Raw genomic sequence first — 16,983 nt, 5'->3', positions numbered from 1 at the left:
CCGAACACTGACATCGCTGGCTTCAGGGGTCAATCCGGACCCGCTCGCCCCGCAGTGACGCTCCCACTCTCTCCTGTGAGGTCTCACCCGTGGACACCGTCGACGCCCGCGCCCCCCGGCATCCGCTCGCGCCTGAGTGGCTGCACACGCCCGCCGACCCGAACGCGCTGGCCGACGGCGTGTGGCCGGACAGCGCCGAGCGCGGCGAGGACGGCGCGCTCCGGATCGCCGGAGTGCCCGTCGCCGAACTGGTGCGCGAGCACGGCACTCCTCTCTACGTGGTGGACGAGGCCGATGCCCGTCGCCGGGCCGTCGAGATGCGCGAGGTCTTCGCCCGCGAGCTCGGCCGCATCGGCACCGGCGTCACCGTCTACTACGCGGGCAAGGCGTTCCTCTCGACCGAGGTCGCCCGCTGGATGCGCGACGAGGGGCTGAACCTCGACCTCTCCAGCGGCGGCGAGATGGCGGTGGCCCTCGCGGCCGGGATCGAGCCCGAGCGCTTCGGCCTCCACGGCAACAACAAGTCGCTCCGCGAGATCGACCGGGCCGTCGAAGTGGGCGCGGGCACGATCGTGCTCGACAGCCTCGTCGAGATCGAGCGCGTCGCGGCCGCGGCCGAGCGGCACGGCCGCGTGCAGGCGGTGCGCCTCCGGGTCAACAGCGGAGTGCACGCGCACACCCACGAGTTCCTCGCCACGGCGCACGAGGACCAGAAGTTCGGCCTCGCGCTCGCCGACTGCCCGGCCGCGGTCGCCCGCATCCGCTCCTTCTCGTCCCTGCGGTTCCTCGGGCTGCACTGCCACATCGGATCCCAGATCTTCGGCTCCGCCGGGTTCGCGGAGTCGGCGTCGCGCCTGCTCGACGTCCACGCGGCACTGCTCGCGGACGGCCCCGTGCCGGAGCTCAACCTCGGCGGAGGCTTCGGCATCGCCTACACCAGCGCCGACGACCCGACCCCGATCGCCGAGATCGCGGCCGCCGTCGCCGACGCGGTGGCCGAGCAGTGCGCGGCCCGCGGCGTCCCGGTCCCGCACATCGCGATCGAGCCCGGCCGCTCGCTGATCGGGCCCGCCGGCGTCACCCTCTACGAGGTGGGCACCGTGAAGGACGTGACGGTCGGCTCCGAGGGCTCGACCGCGGTCCGCCGCTATGTCAGCGTCGACGGCGGCATGAGCGACAACGCCCGTCCGGCGCTCTACGGCGCCGACTACACGGCGCGGATCGCCGACCGCTCCTCCTCGGCCGAGCCCGCCCTCGTGCGGGTGGCCGGGAAGCACTGCGAGTCGGGCGACATCGTCGTCCACGACGACTTCCTGCCCGCGGACGTCCGGCCGGGCGACCTGCTCGCCGTCGCCGCGACCGGCGCCTACTGCTGGTCGCTCGCCAGCAACTACAACTACCTCGGGCGCCCCCCGGTGGTCGCCGTCCGCGACGGGCGCTCCCGCGTCCTCGTGCGCGGCGAGACCGAGGAGGACCTCCTCCGCCGCGACGCCGGCATCGAACGAAAGGCCACCTCCCGATGATCGAGTACCGCAGCCTCCGCGTCGCCCTGCTGGGCGCCGGGTCCGTCGGTGCCGAGGTGGCGCGCCTCCTGCTCGACCACGGCGACGAGCTCGCCCAGCGCGTGGGGGCGCCGCTGGAGCTCGTGGGCGTGGCCGTCAGGGACGTGGACGCGCCCCGCACCACCGACATCCCGAAGCACCTCCTGACCACCGACGCCGAGTCGCTGATCCTGGGCGCCGACATCGTGGTCGAGCTGATCGGCGGGCTCGAGCCCGCCCGCAGCCACATCCTCACCGCGATCTCGTCCGGCGCGGACGTGATCACGGCCAACAAGGCGCTGCTCGCCGCCCACGGCAACGAGCTCTTCGAGGCGGCCGACCAGGTCGGCGCCCAGCTCAACTACGAGGCGGCCGTCGCCGGCGCGATCCCGATCATCCGGCCGCTGCGCGACAGCCTCGCCGGCGACCGGGTCCACCGCATCCTCGGCATCGTCAACGGCACGACCAACTACATCCTCGACCGGATGGACACCGAGCACGCGAGCCTGGAGGACGCGCTCGCCCGCGCCACCGAGCTCGGCTACGCGGAATCCGACCCGACCGCCGACATCGAGGGCTACGACGCGGCGCAGAAGGCGGCGATCCTCGCCCGCCTCGCGTTCCACACCGACGTCCCGGTCACCCTGGTGCACCGCGAGGGCATCACCGGCATCACGAAGGCGCAGGTCGACCAGGCCCGCGACTCCGGCTACGTGATCAAGCTGCTCGCGATCTGCGAGCGGCTGACCGACGCCAAGACCGGCGTGGAGGGCGTCTCCGCGCGGGTCTACCCCGCGCTCGTGCACCGCTCCCACCCGCTCGCGGCTGTGCACGGGGCCAACAACGCGGTCTTCGTCGAGGCGGAGGCGGCCGGGGACCTGATGTTCTACGGCGCCGGCGCCGGCGGGATCGAGACGGCCTCCGCCGTCCTCGGCGACGTCGTGTCGGCCGCCCGCCGCCACGTCGTCGGCGGCCCCGGCCTGGTGACCAGCGCGAGCTCCGGGCTCGCGGTCCTCCCGATCGGCCACGTCACGACCCGGTACCAGGTCACCCTCGAGGTCCTCGACCGGCCCGGCGTCCTCGCGCAGATCGCGGGCGTCTTCGCCGACCACGGCGTCTCGGTCGAGACACTGGTGCAGACCCCGCCCGACGCCGACCCGCTGGAGGAGCAGGGCGGTGCGGAGCGGCGCGAGCCGACCGCTACCCTGGTCATCGGCACGCACGCCGCGGCGGAATCCGATCTGGCGGCCACCGTCACCGCCCTCCATTCGCATGGTTTCGTCGGCGCCGTGACGTCCGTTCTACGAGTTGAAGGAGCCTGAGATGGCCAAGCAGTGGCGCGGAGTCCTGCACGAGTACGCGGACCGCCTCGATGTCACCGAGGCGACCCCGGTCATCACTCTCGGTGAGGGCGGCACGCCGCTCATCCCCGCGGCGGCCCTCTCGGCGCGCACGGGCGCGAAGGTGTGGGTCAAGTACGAGGGCATGAACCCGACCGGCTCCTTCAAGGACCGCGGCATGACCATGGCGATCTCGAAGGCCGTCGAGCACGGCGCGAAGGCCGTCATCTGCGCCTCGACCGGCAACACCTCCGCGTCGGCCGCCGCCTACGCGACGCACGCCGGCATCACCGCGGCCGTCCTCGTGCCCGAGGGCAAGATCGCCCTGGGCAAGCTCAGCCAGGCGATCGCGCACAACGCGCAGCTGCTGCAGGTGCAGGGCAACTTCGACGACTGCCTCGACATCGCCCGCGACCTCGCGAAGAACTACCCGGTCCACCTGGTCAACTCCGTGAACCCGGACCGGATCGCCGGCCAGAAGACCGCGGCCTTCGAGGTCGTCGAGGTCCTGGGCGACGCGCCGGACTTCCACATCGTGCCGGTCGGCAACGCCGGCAACTACACCGCCTACTTCCGCGGCTACTCGGAGGAGCTGGAGCGCGGCGAGTCGACCCGCCTCCCGCGCATGTTCGGCTTCCAGGCCGAGGGCTCCGCCCCCATCGTGCACGGAGCGCCGGTCCGCCACCCCGAGACGATCGCCAGCGCGATCCGGATCGGCAACCCGGCCTCGTGGGAGCTCGCTCTGAACGCGCGCACCGTCAGCGACGGCTACTTCGGCGCGATCAGCGACGAGAAGATCCTCGAGGCGTACCGCATCCTCGCGGGCGAGGTCGGCGTGTTCGTCGAGCCGGCGTCGGCGATCAGTGTCGCGGGGCTCCTCGAGCGCGCCGAGGCCGGAGCGATCCCGAAGGACGCCACCGTCGTCCTGACGGTCACCGGCCACGGGCTCAAGGACCCGCAGTGGGCGCTCCGCACGGCCGACGGCGAGGACATCACGCCGACCGTCGTCCCGGTCGACACCGCCGCGATCGCGGACGTGCTGGGGCTGGCCGGCGCATGACCTCGGCGGTTCCCGTCGGCCGCACCGTCCACGTCAAGGTCCCCGCCACCTCGGCGAACCTGGGCCCCGGCTTCGACACGCTCGGCCTGGCGCTCTCGTTCTACGACGAGCTCGACGTGACGGCCGTCGCGGCCACGGGTGCGCGGGTCACCGTGCACGGAGTCGGCGAGGGCGAGGTGGCGACCGACGAGACGAACCTCGTCGTGCAGGCCATCGCGTACACGTTCGCCGACCAGCGGCAGGAGATGCCCGGCATCGAGGTGATCGCGCGCAACATCATCCCCCACGGCCGCGGGATGGGATCCTCCGGCGCCGCGATCGTCTCCGGCATCATGGCCGCGAAGGGCCTGCTCGAGGGCGTCGTCGAGCTGGACTCGGACGACCTCCTCCGCATCGCCACCGAGATGGAGGGGCACCCCGACAACGTGGCGCCCGCGCTGTTCGGCGGCCTCACCATCGCCTGGGTCGAGCCGCACGCGTCCGGCGCCGACGACTCGCCGCTGCGCCCGCGCTCGAAGAAGCTCATGGTCCACCGCGGTGTGTCCCCGGTCGTCTTCGTGCCCGAGCACACCATGTCGACGCGGTTGGCACGCTCGCTGCAGCCGCAGAGCGTGCCGCACGAGGACGCGGTGTTCAACGTCTCGCGCTCCTCGCTCCTGATCGCCGCCCTCATCCAGAGCCCGGAGCTGCTGTTCGCGGCGACCGAGGACAAGCTGCACCAGAACTACCGCGCGGCCGCCATGCCCGAGACCTCCGCGCTGATCGCGCTGCTGCGCTCGCACGGCTACGCGGCCGTCGTCTCGGGTGCCGGACCGAGCGTCCTGGTGCTCTGCAGCGACCCTGCGCAGCGCCTCGCCGCCGCGGATCTGGTGGAGCGGGAGGCCCCCACGCCGTGGCGCGCGCACATGCTGGCCGTCGACTTCAAGGGTGCTACAGTGGGGACCGCATCCCGAGGAACCGCGTAACGAGCGGAATCTGTCCGACGGATCGTCCCGACAACCACGGCCATCACATCGTGTGAAGGGCGCCCCTGCTCCTCTTGCAGACCGGCGCCTGGTCTCCGGGCCCTCTCTTCGCTCTCTGCGGCAGTCGGTCCCGGCGGCCGAGAGCATCGCGTGGATCAGAACACGCGATGGCACCGCACGGTCGATGAGCTCTCCCGGTGAGCACTCGTTCCCGGGGGGAAGGAACCCTCTCCAGTGACAGACGTCAACACCCACGGCTCGACCGTGGACCTCACCGCCGACCTCTCGGGTCTGCGCGTCGCCGAGCTCCAGGCTCTCGCGACGCGGCTCGGCCTCGGCGGCGCCTCCAAGCTCCGCAAGGGCGAGCTGGTCCAGGCCATCTCGGACCTGCGCGCCGCCTCCGCCGAGGACGCGCCCGCCGCGATCGCCGACGCGGTCGCTCCGGACGACGCAGCGGTCGCCCCGGACGTCGACGCCACCGGCGTCGAGGCCGAGCCGGCCGATGTGGCCGAGCAGTCCGCTCCGCAGCCCGAGGCGCCGGCGGAGCTGCCGACGCCCGTCGAGAGCACCGAGGCCGACACGGCCGACGTCCTCGAGCAGGCTGCGCCCACCGTCGACGAGCCCTCCGCGACGGCCGCCGAGTCGGCTCCGGTCGAGCTCGAGCTCCCCGCGGCGGCCGAGCCGGTCGCCGAGCCCGCCGAGCGCACGCCCCGCCGCCGCAGCTCGCGCCGTGCCTCCAGCGGCACCGTCGCCGCCGGCGAGCACCTCAACATCCCCGGCGGGACCGGCGTCGAGTCGCTGATCCCCGACCTCCCCGTGATCGAGCAGGACCGCGACGCCGACCAGGCCCCGAGGCCCGTCATCGACATCGAGCTGCCCAACGGGCCGGAGTCGGACGACTCCTCCCGCGAGGGCGGCCAGCGCGAGCGCCGCGGACGCCGCCGCAGCCGCGGGGGCGGCTCCGAGCAGGGCGAGCACGCCGAGCAGGCGCCCGCCGAGAACGACGCCGACTCCTCCGACTCCGGCGACCAGCAGGAGCAGCAGAGCGGCGACCAGCAGCAGAACGGGGACCAGCAGGGCACGGGCCGCGGCCGCAACCGCCGCAACCGCAACCGCAACCGCGGGGACGACCGCCAGAACGACGCTCAGCAGAGCCCCGCCGCGCAGCCGCAGAACGGCCAGGGCACGCGCGCCGCGCAGTCCGAGGGCCAGCAGGCTCCTCAGCAGAACGGCTCCGGGCAGCCCCAGAACGGCCAGCAGGCCGAGGGCGAGGACGGCCGCCGCAGCCGCTACCGCGACCGCAAGCGCCGCGGCGGAGCGATCGGCGACGACTTCGAGCCCGAGATCGGCGAGGACGACGTCCTCATCCCCGTCGCCGGCATCCTCGACGTCCTCGACAACTACGCCTTCGTGCGCACGACCGGCTACCTGCCCGGCGTCAGCGACGTCTACGTCTCCCTCGGCCAGGTCAAGAAGTACAACCTGCGCAAGGGCGACGCGGTCGTCGGCGCCATCCGCCAGCCCCGCGAGGGCGAGGGCGGCGGCCGCCAGAAGTACAACGCGATCGTCCGCGTCGACTCGATCAACGGCCAGACCGTCGAGGAGGCCGCGGCTCGCGTCGAGTTCCAGAAGCTCACGCCGCTCTACCCGACCGAGCGCCTGCGCCTCGAGACCGAGCCCGGCAAGCTGACCCAGCGGATCATCGACCTGGTCGCCCCCATCGGCAAGGGACAGCGCGGCCTGATCGTCGCGCCGCCCAAGGCGGGCAAGACCATCGTCCTGCAGCAGATCGCCAACGCGATCGTGCAGAACAACCCCGAGGTCCACCTGATGGTCGTCCTGGTCGACGAGCGTCCGGAGGAGGTCACCGACATGCAGCGCACCGTGCGCGGCGAGGTCGTCGCCTCCACCTTCGACCGCCCGGCCGAGGACCACACGACCGTCGCCGAGCTCGCTATCGAGCGCGCCAAGCGCCTGGTCGAGCTGGGCCACGACGTCGTCGTGCTGCTCGACTCCATCACCCGCCTCGGCCGCGCCTACAACGTGACGGCGGCCCCCTCGGGCCGCGTGCTCTCGGGCGGCGTGGACGCCTCGGCGCTGTACCCGCCGAAGAAGTTCTTCGGAGCGGCGCGCAACATCGAGAACGGCGGCTCGCTCACCATCCTCGCGACGGCGCTCATCGAGACCGGCTCGAAGATGGACGAGGTGATCTTCGAGGAGTTCAAGGGCACCGGCAACATGGAGCTCCGCCTCTCCCGCCACCTCGCCGACAAGCGGATCTTCCCCGCCGTCGACGTCAACGCCTCCGGCACGCGCCGCGAGGAGATGCTGCTCAGCGCCGACGAGGTCAAGATCACCTGGAAGCTGCGCCGCGCCCTCGCCGGGCTCGACCAGCAGCAGGCGCTCGAGATCATCCTGTCGCGCCTGAAGGAGACCTCGTCCAACGTCGAGTTCCTCATGCAGGTCTCGAAGTCGGCCGTCGGCCCGGCCACCGCCGGCCACGGCAACGGCCACCACTAGCGCCCCGACGTCCGCGGTCGCCCCTGTCACCGGGGGCGGCCGCGGACGTTTTCGCGTCCCCGGGCGATGAGCCCGACCCCGACCACCTCCGGAAACCAGGACCCCATGTTCGAATCCGTCAGCGTCCTCCTCGCCGAGCACGAGGACCTGCAGACGCAGCTCTCCGACCCGGCCCTCCACGCCGATGCCGCCCGCGCCAAGAAGGTCAACCGGCGCTACGCGGAGCTGAGCCAGATCAAGGCGGCGCACTCCGCCTGGGTCCAGGCCGGCGAGGACCTCGAGGCCGCGCGCGAGCTCGCCCGCGAGGACGAGGCCTTCGCGGAGGAGGTCCCCGAGCTGGAGGAGTCGCTGCGGGTGGCGCAGGAGAAGCTGCGGCGCCTGCTCATCCCGCGCGACCCGGACGACGGCCGCGACGTCATCATGGAGATCAAGGGCGGCGAGGGCGGAGCCGAGAGCGCGCTGTTCGCGGCCGACCTCCTCCGGATGTACCTGCACTACGCCGAGTCGAAGGGCTGGAAGACGGAGATCCTCGACCGCGACGAGTCCGACCTGGGCGGCTACAAGAACGTGCAGGTCGCCATCAAGAGCAACGCCACCGATCCCTCGCAGGGCGTGTGGGCGCACCTCAAGTACGAGGGCGGCGTGCACAGGGTGCAGCGCGTCCCCGTGACCGAGTCGCAGGGGCGGATCCACACCTCCACCACGGGCGTGCTCGTGTTCCCCGAGGTGGACGCGCCCGAGGAGGTCGCGATCAACCAGAACGACCTGAAGATCGACGTCTACCGCTCCTCCGGTCCCGGCGGGCAGTCCGTCAACACGACCGACTCCGCCGTGCGGATCACCCACCTCCCGACCGGGATCGTCGTCTCGATGCAGAACGAGAAGAGCCAGCTGCAGAACCGCGAGGCGGGCATGCGCGTGCTGCGCGCCCGCATCCTGGCGCGTCAGCAGGAGGAGATCGCCGCGGCGGCCTCCGACGCGCGCAAGACGCAGATCCGGACGATGGACCGCTCCGAGCGCATCCGGACCTACAACTTCCCCGAGAACCGCATCGCCGACCACCGCACCGGCTACAAGGCGTACAACCTCGACGGCGTGATGAACGGTGCGCTCGATCCCGTGGTGGAGAGCGCCATCCAGGCCGACGAGGAGGCCCGCCTGGCCGACATCGGCTCCGAGGAGGCGTGACCCTCGTGACCACCGGCGTCGACGCGCGCACCCTCCTCGCGGACGCGGTCGCCCGCCTCGCCGCCGCCCGCGTCCCCACGCCGGACGTCGACGCGGAGCTGCTGCTCGGGCACCTGCTCGGGCTCGGCCGCGGCCGGCTGCAGGCGCGCCTCATCACGGGGCTGAGCGTCGACGACGAGCACGCCGCAGCGTTCGCGAGCGCGATCGAGCGCCGGTCCGCTCGCGAGCCCCTGCAGCACATCACCGGGATCGCGCCGTTCCGCTCGCTCGAGCTCGCGGTCGGACCCGGCGTGTTCGTCCCGCGCCCCGAGACCGAGGGCGTCGCGCAGATCGCGATCGACGCCCTCCGAGCGGTCGTCGACCCGGAGCCGGTCGCCGTCGACCTCGGCACGGGCAGCGGAGCCCTGGCCCTCGCACTCGCGCACGAGGTGCCGCACGCGCGCGTGATCGGCGTGGAGAACGCTCCCGAGGCGTTCATCTGGGCCCGCGGCAACCGCGAGCGGCTCGGGCTCGAGAACGCGCGCATCGTCTTCGACGACCTCGCCCGGGCGCTGCCCGAACTGGACGGCACCGTCTCGGTGGTCGTCTCCAACCCGCCGTACATCCCGGCCGCGGCCGTCCCGCGCGACCCGGAGGTGCGGCTGTTCGATCCCCCCTCCGCGCTCTACGGCGGCGAGGACGGGCTCGACGTCGTCCGCTCGCTCTCGGCCACGGCCCTCCGCCTGCTCCGGCCCGGGGGAGTGCTCGTGATGGAGCACGGCGAGCTGCAGGGCGCCGAGATCCGCGACCTGCTCACCGCCGACGGCTGGCGCGGAGCGACCACGCAGCGCGATCTCACCGGCCGCGACCGCGCGACGGTGGCGGTGCGCTGACGCGTCGCGGGGCTCTGCTAGCCTCAGCGGCGATCCGGTGGCCGCGCCGGGCAGGCAGGCTCGGGAGGCTCGCATCGTCCCTGCACGCGATCGGCCGCGCCGTCGGCTCCGCCGCACGCTGGTGATCGTCCTGGCGGTCGTGGTGGTCGCGGCCCTCGTCGTCGTCGCCGTGCGGCTCCTCGAGCGGGGCGACCGCACTGCTCCCGTGGCCTGCGCGCCGGCGTCCGCCTCCGCGTCGCCAGCGGGGACATCCGCCACCGGCTCGGTCGACGACTACCTGGGCGGCCGGTCCGCCCTCCGCGGCGTGAACGTGTTCGACCTGCAGTCGCGCGTCGACGTCGGAGTCGACTGCACCGCCGGGAACCCGGCCGAGAGCTACGAGTTCCTGGCGGGCCGCGGGCTCACGCTGGTCCGGCTCGCGGTGCCCTGGTCGCTCCTGCAGCCGCAGGCCGAGGGGGAGAGCACCGACGACGCGCTGGCGAAGGGGCTCGATCCGGCGGCGGTCTCGCTGCTCCGGACCGAGATCGCCGCCATCGGCGCCGCCGGCATGCGGGTCGTGCTCGACCTGCACAACAACGGCACCTACCCGGCGAGCCAGGGCGATCTGCCCGAGGGGACGGTCTGGTTCGGATCCGGGCTCTCGGTGTCCCAGGCGCAGCGGGTCTGGACCCTGCTCGCGGCGGAGTTCCAGGACGACGGACGCATCGCCGCCTACGACCTCTTCAACGAGGTGAAGCGGGCGCTGGTCCCGGTCGAGACCTACAAGGCCTACACGCAGGCCGTGGTGTCGGCCGTCCGGGGGACCGGCGATCGGCACACGATCTGGGTCGAGGGGATGCGGGAGGCGACGACCGGCACGGTCGCCGCGATCGCGCCGGACGGGCCGTGGATCCAGGATCCGCTGGACCGGATCGTGTACTCGCAGCACTTCTACCCCGGCGGCACGGGGACGACCCTGCGCTCGGACAAGCAGGGCGGCAGCGACGAGGAGGTCTTCGTGGCGGCTGTCACGACCTTCGGACAGTGGTGCCGGCAGTACTCGGTGCACTGCTCGGTCGGCGAGGTCGGCTGGCCGAGCGATCAGAGCCTCTCCCTCGCCGCGGGCGGCGCGGGCTCCTGGACGGACGTCGGCGAAGCCTTCTACACGGCCGCCGACACCTACGGCCTCGACGTCACCTACTTCGGCTCCACCCGGAAGTCGGACTGCGGCTGGCTGATGGCCTACTGCGGCGACGATCACGAGATCGACGACACACGCTCCCAGAGCTCCGTGATCGAGGCGCACCTCCTGCGCTGAGCGCAGATGTCCCCCTGGTGGGAGGGGGTCTCCTCGAATAAGGCTCACTCGCGCCACCCGTCGGCGACCCCTTCCGACAATGGGGGCGCGGGGCTCTCCCCGCGCCCACGACCGCACGTCCGGGAGGCCCCCCTTGATCGGCGACCGAACCACTCACGAGAACCCGGGGCGTCCCGCCTCCCTCCTGCGTCGCGGTGTCCTCGCCGCCGGTGCGATCGGCGCGGTCGGCGCCTGGAGCGCCGCCGCGGCCCCCACCGCCGAGGCCGCGGTCACGATCTCGCAGGGCGAGCTCGACCGGATCGCCGTGGTCGCCTCCGCCGCCCGCTTCTCGGGCATCGACGCGACCGGCGCGACGGACTCGAGCGCCGGCCTGCAGAAGGCGATGAACGCCGTCCCCGAGGGCGGCCTGCTGGTGATCCCGACCGGCACCTACCTCGTCGGGACCTCGCTCTACCCTCGGCTCGCCAAGTCCCTGCGGGTGAGCGCGCACGGGGCGACCCTCATCGCCACCTCGTCGAAGCCGATCTTCTCGGTCTCCGGGGCGTACGGCACCGTCCTCCCCGTCACCGCGGTGACGATCGCCGCGCCCGCCGGAGCCTCCGCCGTGTCGCAGCTGAGCGTCGGCGGCACACCGGACTGGGCTCCCGGCACGATCGTGAAGATCGTCTCGGACGACCCGATCCCGGAGCGCCGGCCGGGGGACGGCGTCGTCGAGTCGCGCCTGGGCGAGTTCGCGGTCGTGCGCTCCTCCTCCGGATCGACGGTGGTGCTCGGCGGAGTGCTCCGCGAGACCTACAGCACCAACATCCGCGTCGCGCAGATCTCGGACCAGACCTTCTCGATCGAGGGGGGCACCTTGATGGTCGCGGCTGCGCGCGCGACCGCGTCGAACGAGCCCCTCGTCTACTTCTCCCGCCTGCGCTATCCGCAGCTGCGCTCCGTGACGGTCACCCGTGCCTCCGGCCCGGTCTTCCGCTTCACCTCCTGCTACGGATACCTCGTCGAGGACGCGGTCGTGCGGTTCGCGACCGACGACGCGGGCTCGTCGATCCTCGGGTACGGCGTCTCCGACGTCGGGAGCAGCTTCGGCCAGGTCGACCGCGGCGTGTACTCGCATGTGCGCCACTCCTACTCCGACGACACCAACCGCGTCGCGGCCAACAGCGATCTCTCCGGCTACGGCCGCACCTACGGCACGGTCGTCTCGGGAGTGAACGCGCTGATGACCACCTCGAGCGCCTTCGACACCCACCACTGCTCGGAGGGAGTGACCTTCATCGGCTGCACGGCCACCTCCGGCATCGGCCAGGGCAGCCAGGGGCAGTCCGGCTACCAGCTGCGGGGGATCGGGCACCGGGTCGTGGACTGCACGGCCCGCTTCGTCGAGAACGGCGTCATCGTGCAGGACGAGGCCAAGGGCGGGGACTCGCGCTCGCACCAGATCAACGGATTCCGGGCGTTCGACGCCCGGGGAGCCGCGGTGCGCGTCGTCCGTCGCCCCGCCGGGCACCCGAGCGCCGGCGTCTTCGACCCCTCGCCGACGGTGACGGCCTCGGACGTCTACGCCGAGCGCACCGGAGCGCTGCTGGTCAGCTTCAACGCCTCGGTCGTGCTGGCCGGTGGCGTGTTCCGCGCGGGCGCGAGCAACCCCGGCACCGGCGACTACCACGGCATCTACTCCGAGAACAGCCTGCTGCGGATCCGCGACACCATCCTCGACTTCGAGGCCAACACCTCCGGCACGCCCCGGCCCATCGGCTCGGGCAGCACGGCGGGCGCGGTCCCGGGTCAGCAGCGCACGGAGATCGACGGACTGGAGGTGCGCAGCACGCCCGACGTGGTCGCCCGCACCTGGGGCGTCTTCAGCGGAACGGACCACCTGGTGCGCGCCCGCAACGTGCGGTTCAGCTACCCGTTCCGCTACATGCCGGGGGAGAACCTGTCGCCGCAGTCGTCCGTCGAGTGGCGGTGCGACGTGCCCGCCGACGGAGCGACCGAGGTCGCCACCTCCGGCGTCTTCGTCTGGGGCAACAACGAGGTCACGGCGACCCAGAAGCGCCTGCCGCTCTCACCCGACCCGGTGATCATGGTGCGCCTGGTGTCCACGAACACGCTCACGATGGCGGCCCTGCCTTCGGGCAGCGTCTTCGGTCAGCGGCTGCACCTGCTGCACGCCGGGGCGCGTCCGGTCACGGTGCGTCACGGCGCGGCGGGCGGTACTGCGCTCACCGGCGGCCAGGACGTCGCCGTCGATCCGGGCGGGCAGCTGCTGCTGTTCTGGGACGGCGGGGCCTGGCGCCAGTCGGTCTAGCCGCAGGGCTGCACGGCCGGCCGACGTCCGACCGTGCACCGGGTCAGCGGGGGAGGTACTGCCGGCTACGCTTCGGCGATCCGGCCTTCGACGGCGGCACCGGAGGCGTCTTCGCTCGACGAGCCGCGACGGCCACGGCGAAGACCAGCGGCCAGAGCGCGAGGGGCACGCCGGGGTTCGAGAAGTGACTGTGGATGGTGGAGATCACCACGAGCACGACCATCAGGATCGTCACCGGGAACACGGCCGCGGCTCCGAGCATCCGACGGGAGCGGAGCACGACGGCGAACGCGACCAGCAGCAGCAGGACCTCGGCGAGGAGGCCGAGGACTCCGCTCGCGATCAGCGTGCGCATCCACTCGGACTCGGGCGACACCCACACCAGCGAGGACGGCCGCACGGGCCAGCCCTTGTCGACGGCCGAGTAGACCTGGGTGCCCCAGCCGTTGAGCGGACGCTCCGCGATGGCGGGGAGGGTCTCCGTCACCCAGATGTTGACCCGGTAGCCGATGGTCTGCGGCAGCCAGGAGTACTGAGCGATCGCGTACTGCGACTGTCCGGACTGCTGCTCCAGGCGCGCGGCGATGCTCTGCCCGAGCACGAGCCAGCCGGCCGCCAGCACGGCCACTCCCGAGAGGACCAGGACGGGGCGGGCCTTCAGCCGCAGGGCGGTGAGAGCCAGGATGACCGCTGCGGCGCCGATCGTCGCGAACGTCAGCGTCGTGACGGCGCCCGCGAAGAGCACGGTGAGGGCCGCGACCGGCCAGGGGGCGAGCTTCGTACCTGCGGAACTGATGATCAGGTCGACGCAGGACGCCGCGATCACGCAGGCGAGGTACCCGCCGAGAGCGGTCCAGTGGCCGATCGTCGACGTGCCCCGGATGTCCCAGCCGCTCGAGAGCCGCTCGGCGAGACCGCCGGAGCTCGTGATCTGCACCAGCACCTCGTTGACGCCGGGCACGCGCAGCAGCTGGGCGATCGCGATCAGCGCGACGAGCACGCCCGGTGCGCTGAACCCGCGGAGGAACGGCGCCAGGTCCGACGGAGCGCGGACGACCATCCGGACCGGGAAGGTGGCCGCATAAGAGACACCGATAGTGAGCAGTACGCCGATGAAAGGCGAATGCCTCAATTCGCCCGAATTCACGAGTTCGAGCATTCCCCAGACGGTGAGGAGGAGAAGGAAGGAGTAGTCGAGAGAAGTCAGTCTCACTCGGGCGAGAAGAGCTCTGTCCTTCCAGAGAAGTGCCGTGAGGAAAGACAGCCCCACCAGCAGCATGCTCACTCCCTGGAAAGGCCCGAGAGCATTGACCTGGACTCCGACGAGTCCTGCCGCGGAGCCCAGGAGCGCGCCTACCAGTAGCGGTCGTCTCGCCCGTCGAGGATCGCTCGAGGGCATTCCGCGTCGCGCGACTCTCTGCCGCCCGTTGGGGGGTACAAGAGCTGATCGATTGTTCGAGATGGGATCGTCTTCCGTCGAGAGCGCGGGCGCCGCTCGCTAGCGGGGATATCACGCGGTGAGGCAGCTGTGCCGAGTGCCGTTAGTCTAGGTCGGCGTCGTGATTCTCGCATGCCGCAGGACGAGGAGAGCATACTTCTGTGCCGAAGATCGACGTGGTCCACTGGAATCCCGCACAGCCGATCAGTCGCGCCCCCTGGGCCCGATTCGTGCCGATCCGCAGGAGAGTCGACAACTTCGGCGATCTGCTCGGCCCGATGATCGTGGAGCGGATCCTGCAGCGCGAGGGGATCTCGCCCGGCTCCGCTGCCGAGCGCCGCCGACTGCTCGCCGTGGGGTCGATCCTCAAGCTCGCCCGCGACGGGGACACCCTGTGGGGCATCGGTGCGAACGGCAAGTCGCTGGACGCGCGGTTCGACTTCACCGACCTCGACGTCCGGGCCGTCCGCGGCCCTCTGACCCGCGGCTTCCTCCGCGCCCGGGGCATCGCCGTCCCCGAGGTCTACGGCGACCCGGGCCTGCTCGTCGGCACCCTCTGGGGCCGCGAGGAGCTGCGCCGCGGCACTCCCGACCGCCGAGTGACCGTCCTCCCGAACCTCAACGATCTCCGCCGGATGCGCGCCGACGGGACAGCCCCTCGGGCGGAGGACGGCCTCGTCGAGCCGACGCGCCCCGTCCTCGAGGTGCTGGGTGCGATCGCGGCGAGCGACCTCGTCGTCGGCTCGTCTCTGCACGCGATCGTCGTGGCGGAGTCGCTGGGGATCCCGGCCCGGCTGGTGGCCTCGGCGAGCGAGCCCGACTTCAAGTACCGCGACTACTACGAGGGCTCCGGCCGCGCGGGCTTCACCCCGGCCGCGACCGTCGCCGAGGCGATCCAGGCCGGGGGCGAGCCGCCCCTGCACTGGCGTCCGGACGCGCTGCTCGAGGCCTTCCCGCGCGATCTCTGGGGGAGCGTCGTCGAGGCCGCGCGGTGACGATCGCCGGTGACGCCGCCCGCGGCGCCGCTGCCACGCTCGGCGGGCAGTGGATCCGCTTCGTCCTGCAGCTGGGCGCGCTCGCGGTCCTCGCGCGCCTCCTGAGCCCGGACGACTACGGCGTGGTCTCCATGGTGCTGGCCATCGCCGGAGTCGCGACGCTCCTGGGCGACTTCGGGCTCTCCATGGCGTCGATCCAGTCCAGCGACGTGACCGACGCCCAGCGCAACAACCTGCTCTGGATCAACGTCCTCCTCGGGCTGGTGCTGGGCGGGATCGTGTTCCTGCTCGCGGTGCCGATCGCGGCGTTCTACGGGCGCGACGAGCTCGTCCCGGTCTGCCAGGCGCTGTCCGCGGTGTTCGTGGTCAACTCCGTCACGGCCCAGTTCAAGGCGGAGGTCTCCCGCCGCTTCCGGTTCCGCTGGCTCGCCGCCTCCGACGTTCTGGCGCAGCTCGTCGCCTCCACCGGCGCGGTCCTGCTCGCGCTGTCAGGAGCCGGCTACTGGGCCCTCGTCGCCCAGCAGCTGCTGGTCGCGGTCACGACCCTGGTCGTCCTGGTGATCGGTGCCGGCTGGCTGCCCGGCCTGCCCTCGCGCACGCAGGGCATGCGCGCGTTCCTCGGCTTCGGCGCGAACACGGTCGGGGTGCAGCTGGTCAATTACATCAGCGGCAACGCCGACAGTGTGCTGATCGGTCGGGTCTGGGGCGCCGGCGCGCTGGGCGTCTACGACCGTGCCTACCAGATCTTCCGGATGCCGCTCCAGCAGATCGCCGCGCCGATGACCAGGGTCGCCTTCCCCGTGCTCTCGCGGATGAAGGACAGCCCCGAGTTCGAGCGGTACGTGCAGCGGGCTCAGCTCGTGCTCGCCTACGTCATGGGCGGAGTCTTCTTCGCGGCAGCCGCGCTCGCCGACCCGATCATCGAGATCGCGCTCGGCCCCGGCTGGGACGAGTCGAAGACGATCTTCCGGATCCTCGCGATCGGCGGCGTCTTCCAGGCGCTCGGGTTCGTCTACTACTGGGTGTTCCTGGCGAAGGCGTTGACCGGGCTCCAGCTGCGGTTCAGCATCGTCTCGCGCTCGCTCATGGTCGTCTTCATGGCGATCGGAGTGGTGTGGGGGCCGATCGGCGTCGCGATCGGCAGCACCGCCGGCCTCGTCCTGAACTGGGTGGTGCTGTCGTTCTTCGCCGTGCCGCGCGCCGGCATCGACGTGAGGGCGCTCCTCCTGCAGGCCTGCCGTCCGCTCGCGCTCGGTGTCGCGATCGTCGTCGTCTCTCTGCCCGCGCTGGCGCTGACCACCGGCCTCGGCGCCCTGGGCCAGCTGCTGATCGTGGGCGCGATCGACCTGGCGATCGCCGGGCTCGCCGTCCTCCTCCTCCGCGCCTACCGGGAGGACGCGCGGCTCCTCCAGCGGACCGTCCTGGCGATCCGCCGGCGCTGACGGCGCGGAGGCGC

General features: G+C 72.1%; 12 protein-coding genes. 11 read left to right on the top strand and 1 reads right to left on the bottom strand.

Annotated features, from left to right (window positions below; genetic code table 11):
* Nucleotides 1-89 precede the first annotated feature (89 nt).
* From lysA to C5D44_RS03560, 9 genes are all read left to right on the top strand, one after another.
* Nucleotides 90-1,523 (top strand): diaminopimelate decarboxylase, encoded by a 1,434-nt coding sequence (gene lysA / locus C5D44_RS03600; RefSeq protein WP_104280866.1) that lies wholly within the window; start codon nt 90-92, stop codon nt 1,521-1,523.
* Nucleotides 1,520-2,863: a homoserine dehydrogenase gene (locus C5D44_RS03595; RefSeq protein ID WP_104280865.1), complete on the top strand. Its 1,344-nt coding sequence runs from the start codon at nt 1,520-1,522 to the stop codon at nt 2,861-2,863. The genes lysA and C5D44_RS03595 overlap by 4 nt, the downstream gene beginning before the upstream one ends.
* Nucleotide 2,864: 1 nt before the next feature.
* Nucleotides 2,865-3,941, top strand: coding sequence for a threonine synthase (thrC, locus tag C5D44_RS03590; RefSeq protein WP_104280864.1), 1,077 nt, complete (start codon nt 2,865-2,867; stop codon nt 3,939-3,941).
* On the top strand, nt 3,938-4,906 hold the full coding sequence (thrB, locus tag C5D44_RS03585; RefSeq protein WP_104223004.1) for a homoserine kinase: 969 nt from the start codon (nt 3,938-3,940) through the stop codon (nt 4,904-4,906). The genes thrC and thrB overlap by 4 nt, the downstream gene beginning before the upstream one ends.
* Nucleotides 4,907-5,140: 234 nt before the next feature.
* Entirely contained in the window at nt 5,141-7,426 is a 2,286-nt protein-coding gene (gene rho, locus C5D44_RS03580; RefSeq protein WP_104280863.1) for a transcription termination factor Rho, read from the top strand.
* 105 nt (nt 7,427-7,531) lie between these two features.
* Entirely contained in the window at nt 7,532-8,614 is a 1,083-nt protein-coding gene (gene prfA / locus C5D44_RS03575) for a peptide chain release factor 1 (protein WP_104280862.1), read from the top strand.
* Nucleotides 8,611-9,486 carry a peptide chain release factor N(5)-glutamine methyltransferase gene (gene prmC / locus C5D44_RS03570; protein ID WP_104280861.1) on the top strand — a complete coding sequence of 292 codons (876 nt, stop codon included), beginning with the start codon at nt 8,611-8,613 and terminating at the stop codon, nt 9,484-9,486. Before prfA ends, prmC begins: the two co-directional genes overlap by 4 nt.
* A gap of 121 nt (nt 9,487-9,607) precedes the next feature.
* A complete protein-coding gene (locus C5D44_RS03565) occupies nt 9,608-10,783 on the top strand; it encodes a glycoside hydrolase family 5 protein (RefSeq protein WP_181118439.1) in 1,176 nt (391 codons plus the stop codon).
* 133 nt (nt 10,784-10,916) lie between these two features.
* Nucleotides 10,917-13,094, top strand: a complete 2,178-nt coding sequence (locus C5D44_RS03560; RefSeq protein WP_104280859.1) for a hypothetical protein — start codon at nt 10,917-10,919, stop codon at nt 13,092-13,094.
* A gap of 43 nt (nt 13,095-13,137) precedes the next feature.
* On the opposite strand, the gene C5D44_RS03555 is transcribed toward C5D44_RS03560, so the two are convergent.
* Nucleotides 13,138-14,307 carry an O-antigen ligase gene (locus C5D44_RS03555; RefSeq protein WP_181118438.1) on the bottom strand — a complete coding sequence of 390 codons (1,170 nt, stop codon included), beginning with the start codon at nt 14,305-14,307 and terminating at the stop codon, nt 13,138-13,140.
* A gap of 386 nt (nt 14,308-14,693) precedes the next feature.
* On the opposite strand from C5D44_RS03555, the gene C5D44_RS03550 reads away from it, so the two are divergent.
* Together C5D44_RS03550 and C5D44_RS03545 are read left to right on the top strand one after the other, a co-directional pair.
* Nucleotides 14,694-15,527 (top strand): polysaccharide pyruvyl transferase family protein, encoded by an 834-nt coding sequence (locus tag C5D44_RS03550; protein ID WP_104277105.1) that lies wholly within the window; start codon nt 14,694-14,696, stop codon nt 15,525-15,527.
* Nucleotides 15,524-16,969, top strand: coding sequence for a lipopolysaccharide biosynthesis protein (locus tag C5D44_RS03545; protein WP_181109933.1), 1,446 nt, complete (start codon nt 15,524-15,526; stop codon nt 16,967-16,969). Before C5D44_RS03550 ends, C5D44_RS03545 begins: the two co-directional genes overlap by 4 nt.
* The last annotated feature ends 14 nt before the right edge of the window (nt 16,970-16,983 follow it).

It is taken from the genome of Rathayibacter sp. AY1B5 (genome assembly GCF_002932795.1).
GTDB lineage: Bacteria > Actinomycetota > Actinomycetes > Actinomycetales > Microbacteriaceae > Rathayibacter.
This window is presented reverse-complemented; position numbering and strand designations above follow the sequence as displayed.